We start from the raw sequence: 19,243 nt of genomic DNA on the forward strand, positions 1-19,243 counted from the left end.
CCAATTATGACGAGGGGCTGACCACGTACTTTTCTCTTAACAACTTTTTATTGATCTTGCCGACACTTGTTTTGTCAATCGCGTCTACATACATAATCTTGGTCAGCAGAGCGACCTTACTCATCAGTCCCTTGTCAATATAGGCTTTTACGTGCCGAATAATGTCTCTTGGCCTCGGCACATCCTCATTCTCTTTTACCACGATAAGGGCAAGTGGCTTTTCCCCCCACTTTTCATGGGGCATTCCGATCACAGCAACTTCTAAAACTACGGGATGCAGATTTATAACATCCTCCAATTCAAGTGACGATAGCCACTCACCACCAATTTTTATAACATCCTTCATTCGATCAGTGATTTTGACATACCTTTTTTCGTTGATATGTGCGACATCACCGGTGTGAAGATGCCCGCCTTTCCATAATATTTCAGAGTTTCGGTTGTCTTTCCAGTATCCTTGAGTAAGCCAGGGAGCACGTACCACAATCTCGCCCACACTTACACTGTCCTTGGGTATGTCATTCATTTGTTCATCGACGACTCGCATTTGCACCAAAGGCAGCGGACGACCGGTTTTACAACGAATCTCCACATCTTCATCCTCAGTAAGCTCCTTATTTCCAACGTGAGCAATGCTTAAAATCGGACATGTCTCAGACATTCCATAGCCTGTGAAAATATCAACGCCTTTTTCTCTTCCTGATTTACACATTTTTTTCGACATGGAAGCACCACCTATCACGACTTTCCACTTCGAAAGATCCATTTTTTGATACTCAGGACTAGCCATAAGCATACTTAAGATGGTCGGCACACAGTGCGAAAATGTCACCCCTTCTTTTTTAATGAGTTGGAGCAAAGTGTTCGGCACATATTTACCAGGATATACCTGCTTCACCCCTAGAGCTGTTGCCACAAAAGGAAACCCCCAGGCATGCACATGGAACATTGGAGTGATAGGCATATAAACATCATTTTGGTGAAACCTTCCTTGCTCTGGAGATGTTGCCAGCGATGCAATGGTGCTCATGGTATGCAGAACAAGTTGGCGATGGCTGAAATAAACGCCTTTCGGCATTCCGGTAGTACCGGTTGTATAAAAAGTGGTAGCCCTGGTGTTTTCATCAAAGTCTGCAAACTCAAAGGTAGCAGCTGCATTGTTCAGCAGCTCTTCATATTCGCCTGAAAACTGCAGCGAGGTATCAGGGTGAGACGCATCGTCTTGCAAAAGAATATATTTCCGTACTGAATCAATACGACCTTTAATCTGTTCAAGAATGGGGATAAATTCGCCATTGACCAAAAGATAATCATCTTCGGCATGGTCAATGGTGTAGAGGATCTGCTCAGGAGAAAGACGGATATTGATCATGTGAAGAACAGCACCAAGCATGGGCACGGCATAATAACACTCCAGATAACGATGGCTGTCCCAATCCATAACAGCGACCGTATCTCCAGGTTTCACCCCAAGCTCAGTCAAAGCATTTGCGAGCTTGCAAACACGCTCGCGAAATTGATCATAGCTGAAACGGAATAGATCTTTGTACACAATTTCCTGCTCGGGATTTTCTACAACCGGGGCAAGAAAAAGATTTTTTATCGATAACGGATACGAGTAAGCCGATGGGGTACACTGAATCAAATTGTCTGTCATTCACTCCACTCCTTAAGGTAGTGTCTGTCCAATGGGATTAAAGGTTAAAAATTTGAAAAGGTAGATTGTCTTTTGCAAGGTGCTTTATGTTGAATATTTCAGTCCAGGTGCCAATGAGCAGTTAGGAACTATTTACAATTATATAACTAATATGAATTTAGCAGCAGCTGTTTCCTCTCAGATCGTACGCAGCTGGATGCTGCTCAATACTTGCAAACAATTTACACAGCCGGCCGCAGGTTTGGCGGCCAACTTACCATATCCTGGACGCAAATCAATATAGACTCGTTGTGTTAGGCTATAGCTATCGTTTTTATATGTAAATCTGGGCAGTTAAAAAATCAGGAAACAGCAGAGGCGGTGTTGGCAGAAAATCGATAATACACTTCCAAACCAAGAAATACAAAATAAAAGAGGCGGCTGAATTGCTGATAGGATAGCCTATACCAAACAGACAGCCGCCGCACATAAACAAGCGTATATTGACCGGAAGGGGGAACTTATTGATTGAAAACGAAAAACAGACTGTAACTGTTCGATTGCAATTTATATAATAATATCAATCAATTGAATTTAAAACTAAAAAGCTCATGAGAAATTCGGGTTAGCGCAGCAATTTCTCTAGTTCACCCTTATTTTCAAGTGCATAAAGGTCATCGCAACCGCCTATATGGGCATCATTGATAAAAATCTGAGGCACAGTTCTCATGCCGTTGGCCTTTTCCACAAGCCGACGTCGCGCTTCATCATCATTGGTAACATCGATCTCTTCAAAACTTGCTCCCTTTCGCTCAAGCAAGGCCTTTGCCTTGACACAATAGGGGCAGCGATCACTGGAATATATCTCTATTTTTGCCATATGTTTTCCTTGGTCTCATGGTTTATCAAAATCAGTGGTACGCATAGAGTAAGTATTCCCGGATAAAAAACAAACACCAACACCATTTTTTCTCCATGGTCTCGACCAGTCGCGTACTCCCCCTGGTGGTAAACACATACGCTACCCACACATTGTGCCCCCTGACATACCCCTCTGCATTCTGCTACAATGTCAACATGTTGCAAACAGCTACAAGCGATGATATACAAGAAAGCAATGATCATACAATTTTACTACATACAATTACCTGCAATACCTACTCTTTTACGAGGTGATTGACAGGCGGGCATTCAACCATTGAAATATGGATGGAGGCAATGCATGAATGACACACAATCGTTTTGGACTTCATTACCTGGTATTTTAAGTGGTATAGCTGCTGTTATCGGCGCAATCGTGAGTCTTCTTTTGGTGCTCATCCAACTGAACATACTTCCGGTAAATAATAAGCCACCACTCACAAGCGATCAAAAAGAACTATCTTCTTTGCCGACGATTCCACCTCCCCCATCACCTGACCAGGTAGACAAACTGGAAAGCAGAATACACGAGATTTCTGTGACAATAAATGAATTGGAAGAGAAATTTGCCACGATTCCACTGCCGACCGGCCTTATCGAGGAATTGGAACATCACCGAGAAGAAATTGAAAAGAATATTCGGGAACTGGAGCAAATGCTTGCAGCAGCCAGACAAGAGCGAGATGAGCTTCGCGGACAGGAAAGAACAGCACCTGATATCAGCGCTCATATTCACAAGCTGGAAACAGAGACAATACCCGACCTGGAAACGCATAAAAGGCATATGGAAAATGAACTCAATTCAGTGGCAGAGGAAATCCCAAAGGCAAAAGAGAGAAAAGAGGCAGAAGAAACGCTTCATCAACTACAAGGGGAAAAACAAATTTTGCAGGACCAATTAGACGGCCTGAGGATGGCAGAGAAATTGGAACGGTAAAATTGTGCACGGGGCCAGGTCTGCCCACCCGGAACTCAACCTATAGGGTATACTACAAACATGAACACTATAAAACCTGGTATTTATAAGCATTACAAAAGCAAGAACTATAAAGTTATCGGCGAAGCGAGTCACTCTGAAACCGAAGAAAAACTCGTTGTTTACCAATGTCTTTATGGCGACTACAGCATGTGGGTACGGCCCAAAGAGATGTTTACCGAACATGTTGAAGTGAATGGCAACCTAGTCCCACGATTTGAATTTGTGTCTGAATCCGAATAGAAGCCCCACATGGAACCATAAAAAATGGTTAATCAGCAAGTTAAACGAAAAAGCTAACCAATAAAGTTATCCACATTTTGAATGCATTTTAACAGTTTCTGCTACTCCCCCGACAATTCAAATAAGAACAGAGAATACCATCTCTGCTGGTTGAACGTAGCTAGTTGAACAGTTTCCGGCCGGAGGCGATGTAGCAATTACTAAACCCTGCAAGCTTGTTAATCTGACCTTGGTTAGTACTCGAGTTGCCGACATTAGCTTAAAATGCAAGTCAAATATATTTTTTGATTTCTGCTTACTGGATCTTTGCCGATAATAAAATTCCCCGATGTTGCCGAGCCAATATCCTCCTTATATAATCTCCTCTTTTTTCAAACCTTTTTTGCAAGTTCCCGCTGGCAACCATACAGCAAGCGGTGCAGGCTCTATGGCGGTATTGATCGGAAAAATAACGCAAGCAGCCGCTTTGAAGGTGGGAAAGAACCGTATAAAGAGGTAAGAACCTTGTACTGTAGTCTACCTTAAATAATTGCCATCTAGCCCGCTTTCTGCGTTATGCTCAAAATTTCATCCTCGGAGATAAGCGAAGACTCCGATTTTTATTATAGACCTGTGGTAAAATTTATCACATGCCTTAGAGTCAAGGCTTACCTGAACTCTAACTCAATTACTATTAATTGAAGATACCCTCTAGGTTGAAAAAAGGGATTCTATTAAAAATCCCCAAAAAATAAAAAAAGTATACTCTCCCGATACACTCTGGATTATTCATGCAGCCAAATAAAAAACGAAACTCATTACTCTGTCCCAATTGCCGTAAATTAATCAGCCGTTCTGCACCCGTATGTCCGCACTGTGGCTTAAAAAAGCCGGGTTCCATGTGGAAGGATAATATTTTCACGAGAAATTCCGTGGACCATGCAGGTATAATAAAGGTCATTATCATCGCTAACATTGCCATGTTTGTGCTCTCCCTGGTTATTGACCTCCGTCCATCAGTATTTTCCAGCAGCCCTTTTACCTTTCTCTCTCCAAGCAACAACAGCCTGTTGGTACTCGGCTCCACTGGGACCATACCACTGTTTCATTACCACCGCTGGTGGTCGCTCATTTCGGCCAGCTTTCTCCATGGCAGCCTGCTCCACATCATCTTCAACATGATCGCATTGAACCAACTAGGGCCACTCATTATTCAGGAATATGGGAAAAGCAGGATGCTCATTATCTACACACTCAGCGGGATTGTTGGCTACCTTCTCTCTGCTCTGCTTGGTGTGCAATTTACGATTGGTGCCTCTGCAGCAGTCTGCGGGCTCATCGGCGCGGCCCTTTATTACGGAAAGAGCCGTGGTGGCACCTATGGGCAAGCCATCTATACCCAAATCGGTGGCTGGGCAGTGGGGATAATCATTTTTGGTTTTATGGTTCCGGGAATCAACAATTCCGGCCATGTCGGCGGGATGCTGATGGGAGCGCTTGCTGCCTATTTGCTTGGCTACCGCGAGCGAAGAAAAGAAAATGCGGTCCACCGTGCCCTGAGCATGACTTGTATTATCTGTACATCCGGGGTACTGGTTTGGTCGGTTATTAATGGTCTATGGTATGGTTTTGCTTAACGGCTACGCGACTCGGTAAATACCGTTGGCAGGTGAAACCGATTGTTTTCGTTAAACAATAGCGCCTGATCCAAGTTTTTGAGCGTACAAGGACAAGATAACCACCTGGCTACGGTGGGAACTTTACACCATGAACTTTCTGAGGTACCAAGACTCTTCTTCCAGCAAGACAATCTATTGAAAAAATATGATTTATGATATTATTGGTGACATACACGGACAAGCGAACAAGTTAGAGAATTTACTTCTCAAGCTCGGGTACGTCATGGTGAATGGGATGTATCAACATCCTGCGCGCAAAGCTGTTTTTGTTGGAGATTTGATTGATCGTGGTGAACAGCAGCGCAGGGTTATTGAGGTGGTCAGGACTATGGTTACCCATGGGCATGCTTTCGCGGTGATGGGTAATCACGAATATAATGCCATTTGTTATCATACGCCCAAATCGGCAACCGATTATTTGCGTCCTCATAGCAAAAGCAAATTTCGTCAGCATGAATTTTTTTTAAAGGAATACCCCTTGGGGCAAAAGGATACCGATGAGTTGATAGCATGGTTTAAAACATTGCCCTTGTTTCTGGAATTTGACTGCTTTCGAGTCATTCATGCCTGTTGGGATGAAACGGCAATCATGCAGGCCAAACCCTATCTCAATACAGACAATACTATACATGAAAGATATCTCGCCAGGTCGGCCACTCAAGGAACTTCTTTTTTCAACTGTATAGAACGATTACTCAAAGGTGTTGAGGTGCGCTTACCACCGCCGCACTCATTTCAAGATAAAGATGGTAAGATACGCCATTCCATACGAGTGAAGTGGTGGGCGGGCCGAGATGCCGGTTACCAACAGCTTGCTTTTGGATACGGTGTAGGAAAAAAGAGTTTTCCTGATACCCCTGTCCTAACCTCTGCAGATATTCCTTTTTACGACTCAACAAGAAAACCGGTCTTTTTTGGCCATTACTGGCTGACAGGTACCCCTGCTTTGCAACAAAGCAATGTGTGTTGCGTCGATTACTCCGCCGGCAAAGGCGGCAAACTTGTCAGTTATAGTTTGAAAAATCCTACAGGCAGCAGCCACTTGAACGTGATGAATTTCACTTTCTCAGATTAGTTTAACCGCCAAGACAATGAATTAAGCTTATCATATCCCTTTTCGATATCCATTACCCGGTGCTCCGCTGATAATTATGATTTGGAAGTAACACTACTTATCAGTAGAGTTGCTGCTTATTCGATTTTTGCCGGTGGCAATTCCGCTCCTTCGATAATACACAACCACCTTTTACCTAAATCTTGCATGTCAAACATGACAAAAACGCTTTTAGTTATGTTTTTCCAGACTGTTATCGATTTTATCAACAAGAAATCAGTTCACTTTTTATGTGAGTTAGGTTTAAGAGCATTTTTCTCATGCTTGCCACCCCTCGGGATTGCCGATTTTACCGAATCTGCTTTCTTTGCACACACTTGAAGTACTACAGTACGTCTGCGTGTACGCAGCCTCGCACCTTCCGCAAACTTGGCAATTGCAGGATTTAGGTTTTATAAGAACACGTGTATATTACGTAGTCTTTTTAAAGCAGCTTAAATAGCAAATCGTAGATGATGACATTATTGAGAATCCTTCGCAAAAAAGTATCGAACGAAACCCGAAAAAAAAACAAACGTGTAAGGATTTCAGCTCATCCATGTCTTTGTGAGTTTTTCGTTAGGTATAATATTTTTTTTGAATCTTTGATACTTCGCTGATACACTTTTATATAGCCAACGTTTAATTTTCACCTTTTTTAAACGGCACTTTTTGTTGGAAACGCTCATAAAGACCCCTTTTTTTCATATATATGTGCAGATACATCGTTTTTTTCCTTTTTAGTTTTTTCATTGTCCACAATGGATCGGCCTCTAGCTCGAATATCGAACTCAGCTCCGAAGAATTACTCTATATAGAAAACAATCCAACCCTTAGAGTTTCGGTGGCGACCGACTGGCCTCCTTTTAATTACATGAGTAAGGGGAAAGCAAGCGGTTATATAAACGATTACATGCGATTACTTGCGCATAAGGCTGGGCTTACGTTAGAATTTGTACCAGGAAAGAGTTGGCCTGAATATATGGAGATGGTGGCCGATAATGAACTCGACTGTATCTCCAACATGACCATTACGGAAAAACGAAAAGGAAAATTCCTTTTTTCCCGTGATGCCGTGGTTGATGTTGTGAATGGACTGCTGGTGAGAAGTGATGAGAGACAACCAGCAAATATAGAGGCATTTCGCAACCGGGTTATTGCGGTTGCTCGCGGTTATTCGCAGCAAGAGCTACTCACCACCTACTATCCTGATATTGAGCTGTTGCTCACAGATAACCTGCAGGCAGCCATGTGGGAGGTTATCGCTGGTCGTGCCGACGCCGCTGTTGGGGCTCATGCTGTTTTTAAGTACTACATTAACAAATATTTACTAACAGAAGTGAGATCAACACCTATTGCCACCAATGACCTCTTTCCTTCCGCCCCGCACTATATAGCTGTTAATCCTCAGAAAACAACGTTACTTTCCATACTGGACAAAGCAGCCGCCACTATTACGCCTCAGGAAATAAATAAACTGCAAGATTACGGCTACATCACTTTTTCACAAGAAGAAAAAATACACTTTACCGAAATAGAACGCCTTTATTTAGAGAAGAAAAAGGTGTTATCCGTCTGCGTAGACCCCAATTGGATGCCCATAGAAAAAATCGAAAAGGGTGAACATGTAGGCATATCTGCGGAATACATGAAATTATTTTCGGAAAAAATCGGCATTCCCATTACCCTCCATCAAACCGCAAGTTGGGAAGAGACTGTAGAGGCTGCTACAACACGAAAGTGTGATTTTATCTCCATGGCGATCTCTACACCAGAGCGCAGAAAACACTTTCTTTTCAGCCATCCTTATTTAACCTCACCCCTGGTAATGGCCACAAAAAGCAATAGTGGTTTTCTACCTGGGCTTACTGCAGCAAATTATAAAAAAGTTGGTATTACAGGAGGATATGCCTTTGCCGGTGAGCTGGCTGGGAAATATCCAGATATACAGTTTGTGCCCGTCACATCCATCGACAAAGGTTTGTCAATGGTACGTGACGGCGAGCTTTTCGGCTATGTAGATTCCCTGCTTTCTTTGGCCTACACGATTCAAAAAAAATATACAGGTGAACTTAAGATAGCCACTGAAGCGAATCTGCGACTGGAATTGAATATGGCCATAAGAAATGATCAACCTGAGCTTTTAGCCATATTTAACAAGGCGATCCTCTCCTTAGACAACAGTGATCATCAGCAAATTCTAAATAAATGGATCTCTGTAAAATATGAAGAAGTAACGCACTACCGCCTGCTGCTGCAAATTTTTGCCGGGGCTGTCTTCCTTTTTGGAATATTGCTCTATCGACACTACACGCTGAGAAAACTGAATCGAAAATTACAGCTTCAAAACCTGGAAATTCGCAAAAACTCTGAAGCTCTCAAAAGTACCCAGCAACAACTGTTGATGACCCAGCACGCCATTGACAGCTGTGCTTTTCCCATTTTCTGGATATGCATGAACAAAGAGATGCAGGGGGGCAGAGTTGTCCATGCAAATATTCAAGCTGCCACTACTCTGGGTTACTCACTGGATGAATTTCTAGCTCTCAGCATGAACGAGATTACCCAAGGTGAGTCCGCAGACTCTCTGCTGCATTTTAATGATGCACACAATGGGGGCAGTGCACACTCTTCAATTTCCAGCTATAAAAGAAAAGACGGAACATCACTGCCTGTAGAACAGTATATCAGCTCTTTCAAATACGCTGATATATACTGTAACTTCGTCTTCTTTCAAGACATCTCCAAAAGGCTTGAAATGGAGGCTCGTCTGCACAGGTCCATGAAGATGGAGACCATCGGCATGATGGCCGGTGGCGTTGCTCATGATTTGAACAATATCTTATCTGGTATTGTTTCATACCCCGAACTCGTTTTGATGAAGTTACCTAAGGAAAGCAAAATCTACGGCCACGTAGAAACTATTCGTCAATCCGGTATAAAGGCTGCAAATATTGTGGCAGACCTGCTTACTGTTGCCAGAGGCGCAGCGGCAACAATTAAAAACATTAATCTCAACGCATTGATTCAAGAATATGTTTCATCCCCGGAATGTAAACAACTTAAAGCATCTCACCAGGGAGTGACCCTTGAGCTGCACCTTGCCCCTGATCTGGACAATGTCTCGTGTTCGCCAATTCATATTTCCAAATCGGTAATGAACCTGGTAACGAACGCCTTTGAGGTAACCAAAGCTGGTCAGTCAATAGTTCTTTCGACTTTTATCTCGGAACATCCACCGAAGACGTTAAAATCAGGGCGGTATGTGGTTATATCTGTAGAAGATACCGGTGGTGGTATTCCAGAGGATTTCCTCCCCCATATCTTTGAACCTTTTTATACAAAAAAGACCATGGGCAAAAGTGGAACCGGTCTGGGCTTAACCATTGTCTGGAACAGTGCTCAAGATCATGGAGGTGGAGTTTTCGCGGAAAATGTTGGAGGCGGTAGCCGCTTTCGTTTTTACCTGCCGGCAACAACGCAGACAGCTCCACAATCAGAGGGAGAAATACAGGTCAGCGCTTTACACGGAAGTGGAGAAAAAATCCTGGTGATAGATGACGAGTTGCAACAACGGAATGTGGCTCGACACATGTTAGAGATTCTTGGATATCAAGGAACTTTTGTAAGTTCAGGCGAATCCGGCATAGAACGGGCACTCACTGAAAAATTCGATTTGATTCTCATCGATATGATCATGGCCCCAGGTATTGGGGGACGAGAAACCTATGAGAAAATTATCGCTAAAAGAAAAAACCAGCGAGCAATTATTGTCAGTGGTTTTGCCGATGACATTGAAGTGAAAACAATGATGGCTTTAGGCGTGAGTCAGTTCGTCAAAAAACCCTATTCGCTCAAGGACTTGGCTGTGGCCATTAACAAAGGGCTGACCAGTTGAATTTATGAGAGTATTCGATTGGTCACAAAAGCTTCGGATCGTCTTGAAAAAAATCGAAAATCGGTTCACATTTGTGACCATCCACGATATTACCATAGGAACTACATTCCGATAAAAGCCTTCTCCTCTTTCCAGGGGTACTATTTTTTCCGGAACAGAGACGCCGGACAATTGAGTAATTTCTTTCAGCAAATAACTTTATGTAGTACTTCTCATCACCCAAAGCTTGGGTCTTGCCAAATAGGATCGCATCGAGTATCTGAATTGTTTTTCCAACTTATGGAAAAAAATTAAGGTAGCAATTTTACCCATCTGGTTCAAGCGTAATCCAGATGGGTGAAAAGAAAAGACGATAGAACTCCCAATAAAAAAACCTTAACTTCCCAAATATCCAACACAATGGCGATAGAATCGGCTCAAAAATACCGACAGCTGCTCTTTTTGCAGCCTTTCATTTCCCTTTGCATTCTCCTGTGCATCGGTGTCGATGGTCATGCAGCATCTTTTTCCACCCCGCAGGAGTGTATCCAGCATCTTATTTTGACCGGTCCGGACACCATGACCATGGGTGAAGCCAGAGCCGCCTGCAACACCACCACAGCAAAACCGGATGATAAACAGGCAATAGTACAAAAGAGTGATGGACCAGTGGAAGGACGTCTGAAGGTTGACAAGACGAACCTCCGTAAACCTTTCACGTTGATGTCCCACAAAAATAATTACATTCTTTTCGCTGCGTATAATTTTCAAGGCTGGGATATAACTCCTTATGCCGTAGCCTATGGTCAAGATGGCTTGGAGATAGACAACGCTGAGGTCCAGTTTCAGCTGAGCATCAAAACACCGCTTGCCGTGGAACTGTTTGACCAGCACCTTGATATTTTTGCCGGATACACAGCCCGGTCATTCTGGCAGGTCTTTAACAAGGATGCCTCCTCGCCATTTCGGGAAACCAATCATGAACCCGAGATATGGCTCCAGGAAAGGCCTCAAGATCGGACAATTTTCGGTTTTAAAAATACGGTTAACGCAATCGGCTTCAACCACATGTCCAATGGTCAGGGGGGATCGTTGTCCCGCAGTTGGAATAGAATATATGGTTTTTCCTCGCTTGAACGCGGCAATCTCGCCATAATACTCAGACCATGGATTCGCATTGCAGAAGACGTTGAAGAGGACGATAATCCAGATATTACCGACTACTACGGTCATGGAGAATTATGGCTGAGCTATAAACATAATCGCCACACCTTCAGCTTTATGACTCGTAATAATCTGGAGTCTGGTTTTTCCCGAGGTGCAGTGTCACTCGACTGGAGCTTCCCGCTTTTCGGGTACCCTTACCTCAAAGGCTACATCCAGTACTTCACAGGGTACGGCGAAAGCCTGATCGATTATAACAAGTACGTGAACCGAATAGGTATCGGCTTACAGTTCACAGACTTTTTATAGACGCATCATCTCGTACCTCACCATTATCATTTCCCCAATTCAATTGAATCTACCTGTCCGTCATCAAAATCATTACAGCTTGTCGTACATCCCAGTTAGACCACATCTATTGAAAACGAGATGCCACTTTAAAAACAATGCGTTAACAATGATGATAAGCTCCATTTATGGTATAATTGTCTAAAAAACAAATCAGGAGAACTCATCATGACACCAGCTGAGATAAAAAAACTTGTCCTCAAAACCATCTCCACGATTGCGCCGGAATCAAACCTCGACAGCCTCAAGCCTGATGTTGTTTTTCGTGATCAAATCCAATTTGATTCTGTGGATTGTGTTAATTTTATCGAGCAGCTCCAGAAAGCCCTTGATATTAAAATTCCAGAGACAGATTACCCTCAATTGACGACCCTCAATGGCTGCATTGACTACTTGAGATAACTGTTCCCGTGTCTATGCTATAATTTGAGCGAAACAGTTTTCATTCCCGGCTCGCCCGGGCTGGCTTTGACGGCGAATCCAAATGCGCTGCAAAGCCTGAGCATGGTGGTATTGTCATCTAAGACTTCACCATAAATCTCCCCGATTCCACGGTTGCGAGCATACTCAATGATGCGCCGCAAAAGCATGGGCCCCAGCCCCAGGCCGGTCATGTCACGATGGATCAAAATAGCATATTCAGCACGCTCGTTATCCGGGTCAGCACTGATGCGCACCCCACCGTATAGTTTTGCTTCTCCTTCCTGATCTTTACCTTCCACCACCAGCGCCATTTCCCGGTCATAATCGATCTGGGTGAGGCGGGCTGCCAAGGTATGGGGCATAACTTTCATCGGATGCAGGAATCGTAAACGTATTTCTTCCGGGGACAAGTTGTTAAATATTTTTTGAATATTGGGTTCATCTTCCGGACGAATCGGCCGAATAAGCAGGTTTTGCCCATCCGGAAAGGTCAGCTTTTCCTCCAACTCTTTAGGATAAGGAAGGATAGCCAATCGATCAACTGGTTGGCCAATGCTCTTCACTACCTTGATACGAGCATCCAAAGCCAGTACTCCATCCTTATCCACAAGCAGCGGATTAATATCCAACTCGTCAATATCACCAAGGTCACAGATCATCTGCGACACCTTTACCAGGGTCAAGGCTATACTGTTAAGATCTGCAGGCTGGGTCAACCGGTACCCCTGAAGGAGCTGATAGATTTTTGTCCGTTCCATTAAATCTACAGCCAAATGCATATTGAGAGGCGGCAAGGCCAATGCTTTATCCTGGATGACCTCTACTGCTGTACCGCCATGACCGAAAAGAAGCACCGGCCCGAATTGAATATCATTCTTCATGCCGATGATCAGTTCATAGGCATTGGATTTGGAGATCATGGGCTGAACTGTAAACCCCTCCAACCTGGCTTCGGGCCGGAGGTGCTGGACACGTTCAAGCATAGCAGCAGCATTATGGCTGACAACCTCTGGTGTTTCAAGGTTGAGGCTAACCCCGTTGACCTCGGATTTATGGGTTATATCCGGTGAATAAATTTTCAACACCACCGGCGCGCCAAACTTTGCTGCAATCTCAGCGGCTGCCTCTGGAGAAGCGGCCTTGTGGGTTTCGACGACGGGTATATCATAGGCTGCAAGAACGGCCTTGGCTTCCGGTTCCGCCAACCAGGCACGATTTTCAGCCAACGCTCTGTTGAGAATTTCCCTGGCCTTGTCCGTATCCGGAGTAAAAACCTCGGGTATATTGGGCGGGGTTTCTATCAACATTTCCTGACTTTTGCGGTAGCGAACCATTTGCATAAACCCACGTACCGCCTCAGTAGGGGTTGTATAGGTTGCAATCTTATTTTCAGTAAAAATGTGCCGAGCTGCCACCGCAGCCCCATTTCCCAGCCAGCAAGTAAACAACGCCTTACGATTGTATTTAAGACTCTCCTTTTGCAAAGTATCTATAACTGCTTGAGCGGCATCACTAGTATTTGCTATAGCTGTAGGGCAATTGAGCACCAGCACCGCATCCGACCCTTTATCACGTAACAGTATTTCCAGCGCATCACCGTAGCGATCGGGCGAAGCATCACCGATAATATCCACTGGGTTGGACCGAGACCAGGTGGGCGGCAAAACCTTATTGAGAGCTTGAATAGATTCCGGGGTAAGCGTTGCCAGGTGACCGCCACGGTCAAGCAGGCTGTCTGTTGCCATTACGCCGATACCGCCACCATTAGTTACAATAGCCAGCCGTTCCCCGGCAACCTGTCGTACCATTGCCACCGTCTGGACCGCATCAAACAGCGCCTGCATATCGTTGACCCGCAGTATTCCTGCTCGACGAAAAGCTGCTTCATACACCGCATCAGTGCCGGCTAGGGCACCGGTATGGGAAGCCGCTGCTTTCGCGCTTGCAACATGGCGGCCGGCTTTCACGACGATCACCGGTTTAACGCGGGCTGCAGCCCGGGCCGCAGACATAAATTTTCGAGGCTGGGTGATCGATTCTATATAGAGAAGAATTGCCCTGGTTGAGGTGTCGTTTGCCAGATAATCAAGCATATCCCCGAAGTCGACGTCGATCATATCCCCCAGAGAAACGCAGTGGGAAAAACCAATCTTACGTGAGGTTGCCCAGTCGATAACCGCTGTCAGCACGGCTCCGGATTGAGCCACAAAGCCCAGATTGCCAACCAGGGGCTGAACATGGGCAAACCCGCCATTGAGACCAACCCCGGGCACCATGATCCCAAGACAGTTTGGTCCGACAATCCGTACCAGATGCGGCTTAGCGGCTGCAAGCATGGAGCGGGTCAATTCGCGACCATGCAAGTTGGTCCCTTCAGCGAAACCAGCTGTAATGATCACCACTGCACGGGTTCCCCGTTTACCCAACTCGGCTATCAAGCTGGGAACCGTATCCGGCGGAGTAGCAATGATTGCCAAATCAGGCGCCTGGGGAAGACTCGCAATGTCTTGATAGGCTGTAACCCCTTCAATGGCCGAATATTTAGGATTCACCGGGAACATTTTTCCCTGATAGCCAGCACTAAATACATTGCGCGCCAGTACACTGCCGATGGTTCCTGGTTTTTGACTGGCTCCGATCAGTGCCACTGAAGAGGGGTTGAACATGGAGTTAAGGTTTCTCATTGACATAGCCGTTTCCTGTGTGTCGGCGTCTTTTTCGTGCCGGCCTGATGTTATTCGTTTTCGGTTTCCATGGTCGAAACATCGCCTTCAGGCATACCAAGTTCACGGTCCTTGAGAAGGCGTCGCATAATTTTGCCTGCCCTGTTTTTGGGGAGTTGGTTTTGGAACTCGATCTCTCGCGGAGCTACAGCCGGACCTAGACGACGACGGGTGAATCCTATCAGCTCAAGACGGAGTTGATCATCGGCAACAGTTCCAGGTTTAAGAGCGACAAAAGCTTTGACCATTTCCCCGAGCAGGACATCGGGTTTACCGATCACTCCGGCCTCTGCTACTGCTGGATGGGCCATCAGAGTGCTCTCGACTTCAAAAGGGCTGACCATATGGCCTGCAGTTTTAATAATATCGTCTGCGCGCCCGACAAACCAGAAATACCCATCACCATCACGCCGGACTATATCTCCGGTAAGATACCATTGATCAACAAAACACTTGCGATAACGGGTGTCCTCGTCCACATAGGCACGAAACATGGAAGGCCACCCTTTTTGCAGGGCCAGTTCTCCCTCAACATTATCCTCTGTAATGACCTCGAGACTATGATCCTTTTGCCGTCGTATAACAGCGGCTTGAATACCAGGCAGGGGACGCCCCATGGAGCCGGGACGAATTTCCATGGCAAGGTAATTGGCAATCATTATCCCCCCTGTTTCCGTCTGCCACCAGTTGTCATGAATGGCTGTGCCTAAAGCATCCTGACCCCAGATTACAGCCTCGGGATTGAGGGGTTCACCAACACTGTGGACAGCTCGGAGGTGCCGGAGATCGTAGAGGCAGCGAGGTTGAATATCCAGACGCATCAAACGTCGAATTGCGGTCGGTGAAGTGTACCAGATACTCACCTGCTCACGTTCCAGAATCTTGTACCAGCGTTCAGCATTAAAGGGTTCGGAATCAATAATGCAGGTAATGCCGGCCACCAGGGGCGCAATAATACCGTAAGCCATTCCTGTCACCCAGCCAGGATCGGCAGTGCACCAGAAGATATCGTCCGGATGAAAATCAAGGACAAATTTCCCGGTCGCGTAATGGGTGAAGACTGCTTTGTGTACATGCAATGCTCCTTTGGGCATACCGGTGGTGCCACTGGTAAAGTGGAGCAAAGCCGGATCTTCCGGATCAGTTGCCTCGATGGTGAAGTCCTCGGAAGCAACCATCATTTTTTGCGGCAGAGACCAATGTCCTTCGCAGAGGTCATCAGACGCATCTATGAGCAATATATGCTGCAATTGCGGCAGGCGCTCTCGCAGTTGCTCCACTTTTTGCTGAAAGATTTGGGTGGTGGTGACCAGAACCTTGGCATGGCCCCGCTGTAAACGCTGGTAAACCGGTTCCGGTCCGAATGCTGAAAAGAGCGGACAAAAAATACTGCCGTTTTTCAGCGATCCCAGAGCGGCAAAGTATAAAGCCGGTATCCGGTCTGCAAAAACAAAGACCGCATCACCCTTGCCTACCCCCAGCTGCCGCAATACATTGGCAAAACGGTTACTCTGTTGCTGAAGATCGGTGTATGTATACTCAAGGACAGTGCCGTCAGGTCCCAGCCAGCGAAGAGCCGGATGATGCGCCAAATGCGTGTTGGCATGACGGTCCACAGCCTCATGGGCGATATTGAGCCCTTTACCACCGGGTAACCCGTTTAACTCACGACCAATGGTTTCCCAGGAAAAATGTGCACAAGTCTCTTCGTAATCAAGCAGATGCGGGGTGATCCTGTACAAGGTCGGGGTCTTTTTAATTGCTTTCCAGTGCACATACCCACCTTTTGTTATCTAAACTTTCAGCGAACGTAACTCGTCACCGGGTTGTTTTGAGCAGTTCTCCAGCCGGTTTATTTTTTTTTGTCATTCCCTTGTTCTAATTTGCAAAATTACTGCCAGAACAAGCTATATAAACCAACGGTACAATCGATTCTGTTGAAGCCTTCTCTCCGAAATTAGCCGCATATGAATGCTGCAATTCCATAGAGCAACAAATAAGAATAATTACTAATTGGTGCTTGGTTCAAATGCACCACCAAAGTTGGTTCAAATGCACCACAATCTCTTTTCTGCATACCCATGAAACCCAACCATTTTTTCGACCTCGGCAGTTGAATTGTTTATTTTAGTAGAGACAGAAGACACTCATTCATTTTCATGTTTTTTCATGAGAATAGATCTGGCGCCTGTTTTCCAAAAAAGAAAAATAAAATCAGTCTTCTGTCTATCTATACGCATAACAGGCTAAGCATTGTACGCAAATAGAATCTATTTACTTTTTCCATTTGATTTTGGTGGAATATCCACTGAGCAAGGAATTAAATCTAATTGAAACTTTTAGGAAACACAGGAACAATATTTGCTTTGAAAGCTGTAGATGTTTTAGAACTTGTTGTGTTTATTGAAATATTAACATTTTTTAATCTCTATCCAGCTGGAAAAATACTTTTTCCACAAATCATTATTAACTAGGGAGTTTGGCAAATGAAAAAAAGGCCTCATGCAAAATACGTTATGAGCGCATGCATTTTGTTCCTATTGTTCGGCCCTAGCTTAGCAATAGCAGACGATTACTGGAGTGTGCAGTGTACTACTCAAGGATACGGCATAGATTTCAACCTCAAAGAGCAAAAGGCATTTATTATTTTCAGCACTGATAGTGGAGGCACAATTCCTGCCGCAAGCACAACAAAGATTATAAAATTCGTTAATAAGCCGAACGACAAATATGCAATTTTCGATTTTGGCAGTGCAACCAAAATTGGAGTGAACGTAAGTCGACCTGATCGGACTATTATTTATCGGCTTTTACAAGGCAAGACTTATCCAGTTTGTGATGCTAAGGCTACGATCCGGACACCCTAGATGCCTGAAGCATAAACAAATTCATGTGTATCATAGCTCAACCAGCAGGTACATTTTTTAAGGCAACTCCCATTACTTGAAGGGAACTTAATTGCTTGCAAAGCAATCTTCCGGCGCTGTTTTTTTAAGGATAGAGGAGGTCCGGCAGAAGAAACTGAGTAACAGGTGTTGCAAACCCTAAAAACGTTTCCAGGAGGAAGGTCATGCAAAACATTACAAAGATTGTCGTCCCTGTAGATTTACAACAACACACCGAAAAGCTGACCGAATTTGCCATCAACATTGCCGGTAAACTTGACGCCGCAGTAAGTTTTATTCACGTTGTAAAGCCGCTTGACAGTTATTCCGGCGTTGTTCACCCTTCCTGGGATCAAATAGAAAAGGAACTCAAGGAGCATGCACAAGAAAAAATAGATAACCTTGTCACTGATAATAAAGCTCAATGTGCAGGCTGCAGCGGCAAAGTAAGCTATGGAGACGCCGTTGATCAAATCTTGGCCTATGTAGAGGCAGAAAAGGCATCGATGATTATTATCGGTACCCATGGCAGAAAAGGTCTTGAAAAAATCATGTTAGGCAGCGTGGCCAGTGAAATTGCTAAACAAGCACCCTGCCCGACGCTCCTTTTCAACCCTTATAAGTAAAGTCGAGTTTGTAAGGCAACCATGAGCCACAAACCTCAAGAAAGTAGACAAGGAGAAAATGACAGGGTGACTTTTTCACAAAAAGTATCGGCATTCCCTGCATGTAATTATCAAACCGAACCAGGAAGATAATCATGGCAAAAAAAGAAAAAAATACTGAATTGGTCAGAAAGGAAGAAAGTCATCCTGTTTCTCCGTTTGAGGATATGGAGAGATATTTTGACAAATTTTTCAAACATCCCTTTTCTCTTATGGCACGTCCCTCATGGTCTGGTTTTGATTTTCCAGCAATGGAAGAGATGTCGCCATCTGTTGATATTTATGAAGAAAAAGGCAAGATGATAGTGAAAGCCGAAATTCCAGGAATCAACAAGGAAGACTTGGATGTATCCATTACGGAAAATACGGTGACTATCTCAGGAGAGAAGAAACAGGAGGAGAAGGTTGAGAAAAAGGATTATCACCGGGAGGAACGTAGATACGGCTCCTTCTGCCGCAGGTTCCGACTGCCCGCAGATGTAGATGCAGATAAAGCAGAGGCCTCGTTCAAAAATGGGGTGCTTGAAATCAGCCTTCCCAAAACAAAGGAAAGTAAACAAAAAAAGGTAACTATTAGTTAGCAACCCTTTTTCAGGCTAACAAGAAACCTACAGATTACACACAATGGGGG

At 44.7% G+C, this 19,243-nt stretch carries 14 protein-coding genes; 10 read left to right on the forward strand and 4 right to left on the reverse strand.

The window, feature by feature from the left end:
• Positions 1 to 4: 4 nt before the first annotated feature.
• Positions 5 to 1,657: a fatty acid--CoA ligase gene (locus JWH17_RS18930; protein ID WP_205224233.1), complete on the reverse strand. Its 1,653-nt coding sequence runs from the start codon at positions 1,655 to 1,657 to the stop codon at positions 5 to 7.
• Positions 1,658 to 2,261: 604 nt separating this feature from the next.
• A complete protein-coding gene (gene grxC, locus JWH17_RS18935; RefSeq protein WP_205224234.1) occupies positions 2,262 to 2,516 on the reverse strand; it encodes a glutaredoxin 3 in 255 nt (84 codons plus the stop codon).
• Positions 2,517 to 2,858: 342 nt separating this feature from the next.
• Here grxC and JWH17_RS18940 point away from each other — a divergent pair, with 342 nt between their 5' ends.
• From JWH17_RS18940 to JWH17_RS18970, 7 genes are all read left to right on the forward strand, one after another.
• Positions 2,859 to 3,494 (forward strand): hypothetical protein, encoded by a 636-nt coding sequence (locus tag JWH17_RS18940; RefSeq protein WP_205224235.1) that lies wholly within the window; start codon positions 2,859 to 2,861, stop codon positions 3,492 to 3,494.
• A gap of 60 nt (positions 3,495 to 3,554) precedes the next feature.
• Positions 3,555 to 3,776 (forward strand): DUF1653 domain-containing protein, encoded by a 222-nt coding sequence (locus JWH17_RS18945; RefSeq protein ID WP_205224236.1) that lies wholly within the window; start codon positions 3,555 to 3,557, stop codon positions 3,774 to 3,776.
• A 770-nt stretch (positions 3,777 to 4,546) separates the two neighbouring features.
• Positions 4,547 to 5,392, forward strand: a complete 846-nt coding sequence (locus JWH17_RS18950; RefSeq protein WP_205224237.1) for a rhomboid family intramembrane serine protease — start codon at positions 4,547 to 4,549, stop codon at positions 5,390 to 5,392.
• Positions 5,393 to 5,579: 187 nt separating this feature from the next.
• Positions 5,580 to 6,509 carry a metallophosphoesterase gene (locus JWH17_RS18955; protein ID WP_205224238.1) on the forward strand — a complete coding sequence of 310 codons (930 nt, stop codon included), beginning with the start codon at positions 5,580 to 5,582 and terminating at the stop codon, positions 6,507 to 6,509.
• Positions 6,510 to 7,371: 862 nt separating this feature from the next.
• Positions 7,372 to 10,425 (forward strand): transporter substrate-binding domain-containing protein, encoded by a 3,054-nt coding sequence (locus JWH17_RS18960; protein WP_205224239.1) that lies wholly within the window; start codon positions 7,372 to 7,374, stop codon positions 10,423 to 10,425.
• A 399-nt stretch (positions 10,426 to 10,824) separates the two neighbouring features.
• Positions 10,825 to 11,877 carry a phospholipase A gene (locus tag JWH17_RS18965; protein ID WP_205224240.1) on the forward strand — a complete coding sequence of 351 codons (1,053 nt, stop codon included), beginning with the start codon at positions 10,825 to 10,827 and terminating at the stop codon, positions 11,875 to 11,877.
• Between the two features lie 207 nt (positions 11,878 to 12,084).
• Positions 12,085 to 12,318 carry an acyl carrier protein gene (locus JWH17_RS18970; protein ID WP_205224241.1) on the forward strand — a complete coding sequence of 78 codons (234 nt, stop codon included), beginning with the start codon at positions 12,085 to 12,087 and terminating at the stop codon, positions 12,316 to 12,318.
• A gap of 17 nt (positions 12,319 to 12,335) precedes the next feature.
• Here the strand turns inward: JWH17_RS18970 and JWH17_RS18975 are convergent, their stop codons facing one another.
• Together JWH17_RS18975 and acsA are read right to left on the reverse strand one after the other, a co-directional pair.
• Positions 12,336 to 15,029 (reverse strand): bifunctional acetate--CoA ligase family protein/GNAT family N-acetyltransferase, encoded by a 2,694-nt coding sequence (locus JWH17_RS18975; RefSeq protein ID WP_205224242.1) that lies wholly within the window; start codon positions 15,027 to 15,029, stop codon positions 12,336 to 12,338.
• Positions 15,030 to 15,073: 44 nt separating this feature from the next.
• Complete coding sequence (gene acsA / locus JWH17_RS18980; protein ID WP_205224243.1) at positions 15,074 to 16,837, reverse strand: acetate--CoA ligase; 1,764 nt, start codon at positions 16,835 to 16,837, stop codon at positions 15,074 to 15,076.
• A gap of 711 nt (positions 16,838 to 17,548) precedes the next feature.
• Here acsA and JWH17_RS18985 point away from each other — a divergent pair.
• The 3 genes from JWH17_RS18985 to JWH17_RS18995 all read left to right on the forward strand — a co-directional run bounded on the left by JWH17_RS18985 (position 17,549) and on the right by JWH17_RS18995 (position 19,193).
• Positions 17,549 to 17,929: a hypothetical protein gene (locus tag JWH17_RS18985; RefSeq protein ID WP_205224244.1), complete on the forward strand. Its 381-nt coding sequence runs from the start codon at positions 17,549 to 17,551 to the stop codon at positions 17,927 to 17,929.
• Between the two features lie 203 nt (positions 17,930 to 18,132).
• Entirely contained in the window at positions 18,133 to 18,573 is a 441-nt protein-coding gene (locus JWH17_RS18990; RefSeq protein WP_205224245.1) for a universal stress protein, read from the forward strand.
• Between the two features lie 134 nt (positions 18,574 to 18,707).
• Positions 18,708 to 19,193 carry an Hsp20/alpha crystallin family protein gene (locus JWH17_RS18995; RefSeq protein ID WP_205224246.1) on the forward strand — a complete coding sequence of 162 codons (486 nt, stop codon included), beginning with the start codon at positions 18,708 to 18,710 and terminating at the stop codon, positions 19,191 to 19,193.
• Positions 19,194 to 19,243 lie beyond the last annotated feature (50 nt).

The sequence above is a fragment of the Desulfogranum marinum genome, assembly GCF_016918565.1.
In the GTDB taxonomy this organism is placed as follows: Bacteria; Desulfobacterota; Desulfobulbia; order Desulfobulbales; family Desulfobulbaceae; genus Desulfogranum; species Desulfogranum marinum.